The sequence below is a fragment of the Komagataeibacter xylinus NBRC 15237 genome (assembly GCF_001571345.1).
Classification (GTDB): Bacteria; Pseudomonadota; Alphaproteobacteria; order Acetobacterales; family Acetobacteraceae; genus Komagataeibacter; species Komagataeibacter xylinus.
In genome coordinates, this window is record NZ_BCTP01000131.1 from 1 (window position 1) to 937 (window position 937).

A 937-nucleotide genomic window follows, 5' to 3' on the forward strand; every position below is an offset into this window, starting at 1 on the left:
AGAGCCCGATCCGAAAGTTTTTGAACAATACCAGCCTGTTGTGATTCATCCGTCTTTACGAAGAGATGGAGTGAATGGTGACATGGACTGGTATTGCCCGACGTGAACATAGCCGGGAAGGACTGCGATATCCATCGGATATGATGGACGGGGAATGGGCTTTGATCGTGCCATTTGTGCCCCCTGCGAAACGGGGCGGTCGCCCTCGCACGACTGATATGCGCGAGGTGGTCAACGCGATGCTCTACATAGCCTCGGCCGGGTGCGCGTGGCGCCTGCTGCCGAAATGCTTTCCGCCGGTCTCGACCGTCAGGCGCTATTTTTACGCCTGGCGTGATACCGGGTTGTTCGAGGTCATGAATACGGTGCTGGTCATGACCCTGCGCGAGATCGAGGGGCGTGAAGCCTCCCCGAGCGCGGGCGTGATTGACAGCCAGTCGGTGAAAACTACGGAAAGCGGCGGGCTTTCGGGCTATGACGCGGGCAAGAAGGTCAAGGGCCGCAAGCGCCATATCGTGACTGATACCTGCGGCTTCCTGATCTTTCTCCTCGTTCATGCCGCCGACATCCAGGACCGTGATGGGGCGGTTGATGTCCTGGCGGCAATACGCAGGCGCTTTCCCTGGCTGCGCCACATCTTCGCTGATGGCGGCTATGCTGGCGACAAATTGCGATCCGCGCTCGCCTCCATGGGAAAATGGACGATCGAAATCATCAGGCGGTCCGATACGGCGAAGGGCTTTCAGATCCTGCCGCGCCGCTGGGTGGTTGAACGGACATTCGCCTGGCTGGGACGGTGCAGGCGGCTCGCCAAAGATTGGGAAAAGTCCATTGCTTCCTCAACCGCATGGACATTGATCGCCTCGATCCGCATGCTCACACGACGGACAGCAAGGCATTATCAAGCTTGAAAAACTTTCGGATCGGGCTCTTATAC

General features: G+C 58.3%; 1 protein-coding gene. It reads left to right on the forward strand.

The features are described from left to right. Positions 1–74: 74 nt before the first annotated feature. On the forward strand, positions 75–911 hold the full coding sequence (locus GXY01S_RS16725; protein ID WP_061276909.1) for an IS5 family transposase: 837 nt from the start codon (positions 75–77) through the stop codon (positions 909–911). Positions 912–937 lie beyond the last annotated feature (26 nt).

Coding starts and splice junctions, on each gene's coding strand:
- GXY01S_RS16725 (WP_061276909.1), top strand. CDS start 75: ATGGTGACATGGACTGGTATTGCCCGACGTGAACATAGCCGGGAAGGA.